The sequence below is a fragment of the Streptomyces sp. NPDC005899 genome (assembly GCF_040629645.1).
Classification (GTDB): domain Bacteria; phylum Actinomycetota; class Actinomycetes; order Streptomycetales; family Streptomycetaceae; genus Streptomyces.
This window is the reverse complement of sequence record NZ_JBEXWB010000540.1, coordinates 1-2,932: the sequence shown is the minus strand read 5'-3', so window position 1 is coordinate 2,932 and position 2,932 is coordinate 1. Positions and strand designations below refer to the sequence as shown.

Genomic DNA, 2,932 nt, shown 5'->3' with positions numbered 1-2,932 from the left:
CCCCGGGTACGGCACCATCTACGACAACATTCACCCGACGGGAACTTCGCCAGGTGCCCGCGCGCTTGCTTACAGTACGGCGACGCCCGCGGCCCTGCCGCGGACGCGCAGCAGAGCCACGGCCCGGGCACGCGCCGCGTGCGCGCCGAGCTCCTCAACCGAACCGGTACCGGACACGGCCGGACGTCACCCCCTCTGCCCCCGCGACGGTCTTGGTCACTCCCCCACTGTGGCACCCGCCACCGACAACGCAATGCCGGTGGGCCAAGTGCCGGAATGCCTGCGCCGCACCCTAGTTGGGGCATCGGCGGGCGTCATCCGGATGGCCGTGTCGTCACCCGATGGAATGGCTTTGGGTAAAGCTGCTGACGCGCGGGGTCCTGGGAGTCAGGGAGTTCAGGAGTGAGGAGCGCGGGAGCGCGGGAGCGCGGAAGTCCGGAGTTCGAGCGTGCGGGAGTTCGGGAGCCCCCAGAGCCCTGCAGCCCGGAAGTTTGGGAGCCCGGGAGGTTGGGGGCTGAGAGTTTGGGAGGCTGGGAGCCCGTACGTCCGGTGTTCAGGAGCCGGTCGGTGGGCGGCCGACGGGCTGCGGGCAGGCATGCCGGCGCCGGACGCGGCTGTGCCCGGCGCCTCCGGGAGGGCCGGGCACAGGAGCGTGGGACAGGAAGCCGGTCGGGCGAGGGGTCAGGCCTGCTCGGCGGCCTTGCGGGCGATGTCCGTGCGGTGCTGCGAGCCGTCGAGCCGGATGCGCCCGACCGCGGTGTAGGCGCGCTCCCGGGCCTGCGCGAGGTCCTTGCCGGTCGCGGTCACGGAGAGGACGCGGCCCCCGGCGCTGACGACCCTGTCCCCGTCCTGGCGCGTCCCCGCGTGCAGCACGAAGGCGTGCGGCGCGTCCTTGGCCGCCACGTCGTCGAGACCCTCGATCGGGTCGCCGGTGCGGGGCGTGCCGGGGTAGTTGTGCGAGGCGACGACCACCGTGACAGCGGCGTCGTCGCGCCAGTGCAGCGGCGGCAGCACGTCCAGGGTGCCGTTGGCGGAGGCGAACAGGACGCCGGCCAGCGGGGTCCGCAGCCGGGCCAGGACCACCTGGGTCTCCGGGTCTCCGAACCGGGCGTTGAACTCGATGACCCGTACACCCCGCGAGGTGATCGCCAGGCCCGCGTACAGCAGTCCGGAGAAGGGCGTGCCCCGGCGGCGGAGCTCGTCGACGGTCGGCTGGAGGACGGTCCGCATGACCTCGTCGACCAGCTTCGGGTCGGCCCACGGGAGCGGCGAGTACGCGCCCATACCGCCGGTGTTCGGGCCCTCGTCGCCGTCCAGGGCGCGCTTGAAGTCCTGGGCCGGCTGGAGCGGCACGACCGTGGTGCCGTCGGTGATGGCGAAGAGGCTCACCTCGGGGCCGTCGAGGAACTCCTCGATGACCACCCGGTCACAGGCCAGTGCGTGGTTGCGGGCGGCCTCGACGTCGTCGGTGACGACGACTCCCTTGCCGGCCGCGAGCCCGTCGTCCTTGACGACGTACGGGGCGCCGAACGCGTCGAGCGCCTCGTCGATCTCGGCGGGTGTGGTGCAGACGTAGCTACGGGCGGTCGGGACGCCCGCTCCGGCCATGACGTCCTTGGCGAACGCCTTGGACCCCTCCAGCCGGGCGGCCTCACGCGAGGGGCCGAAGCAGGGGATGCCGGCCGCGCGGACGGCGTCGGCGACACCCGCCACAAGCGGTGCCTCCGGGCCGACGACCACCAGCTCGGCGCCCAGCTCGCTGGCGAGGCGCGCGACGGCATCGCCGTCGAGGGCGTCGACCGGGTGCAGTTCGGCCACCTCCGCGATCCCGGCGTTGCCGGGGGCGCAGTACAGAGCGGTGACATCGGGGTCGAGGGACAGAGAGCGGCACAGGGCGTGTTCGCGGGCGCCGCCGCCGATGACGAGGACCTTCACGGGGTGCAGCCTAACCGCCGGGGGCCGGAGGCCCTGACGGGCGCCGCTCCCCGGACAGCGGGGCACCCACCGGCCACGCGGCACCCGGCACCGGCCCGGCGCTACTCGTTGGTGAACTCCTCGACCACCGTGGCACCCAGTTCACGGACGATCAGGTCGTGTCCGGACAGCGCGGAGTCCACCAGGTCGGGGTCGTCGGCCTCCGCGGTGTCGTCCTCGGGTGCCACCGCACGCGGCGGCTCGGGGGCGGACCTGTCGTACCCCGGGCGGTCGCGGAGCTGCTGGTCGGCCCGGCCCGGCTGCTGCGCTGTGGGCTGGCCGGGGGGCGGCTGCTGGGCCGGGGCGGGGCGTGCAGGCTCGTACGGCGCGGCCTGCGGCGCGGACGGGGCCTGGTACGGAGCGGGTGACGGAGGGCGGCCTCCGCCTCCGCCGCCGGCCTGCGGAGGCATACCGCCGCCGCCTGACGGATCAACGACCGCGTCGACCCGCCAGGTGGCGTTGAACTGCTCGGCGAGGGCCTGCTTGAGCACCTCCTCGCTGCCGCTGCTCGAGAAGGTGTCCCGGGCACCGGCGCTCAGGAAGCCGATCTGCAACGTGGTGCCGTCGAAGCCGGTGACCTGGGCGTTCTGGCTGAGCAGAATCCAGGTGAAGCGGCGGCGGTTCTTCACGGCCTCCAGGATGTCCGGCCACATGGCACGGACCTGGGACGCGCCCTGGGCCATGTCCTGGGCCCCCGCCGCCGCGTTCTGCCCGGGGGAGGCGCTCTGTGCGGAGGCGCTCTGTGCGGAGGCGTTCCGTGAGGAGGCGTTCTGCGCGGAGGCCGAGGTCGGGGCCGGGGCGGCTGCCTGCGGGGACGGAGGCCGGCCGGGCGTGGAGGCGGTCGGCCATCCACCGGGACGGCGGGCGGTCTCCGAACTGCCGCTCCCGCCGGCGCCCGCTCCAGCCGCGGCCGGCCAGGCCCCGGGCCGCTGACCGCCGGCCGGAGCATCGGCGGATG

At 74.4% G+C, this 2,932-nt stretch carries 1 protein-coding gene and 1 pseudogene; both read right to left on the bottom strand.

Annotation, left to right across the window (positions count from 1 at the left end):
- Window positions 1-681 precede the first annotated feature (681 nt).
- The gene (purD, locus tag ABZ371_RS31120; protein WP_358685971.1) at window positions 682-1,935 is read right to left on the bottom strand and encodes a phosphoribosylamine--glycine ligase; all 1,254 of its coding nucleotides are present in this window, start codon (window positions 1,933-1,935) and stop codon (window positions 682-684) included.
- 101 nt (window positions 1,936-2,036) lie between these two features.
- Window positions 2,037-2,932 (bottom strand): annotated as a pseudogene (locus tag ABZ371_RS31115) (DNA polymerase III subunit gamma and tau); the annotation flags it as partial.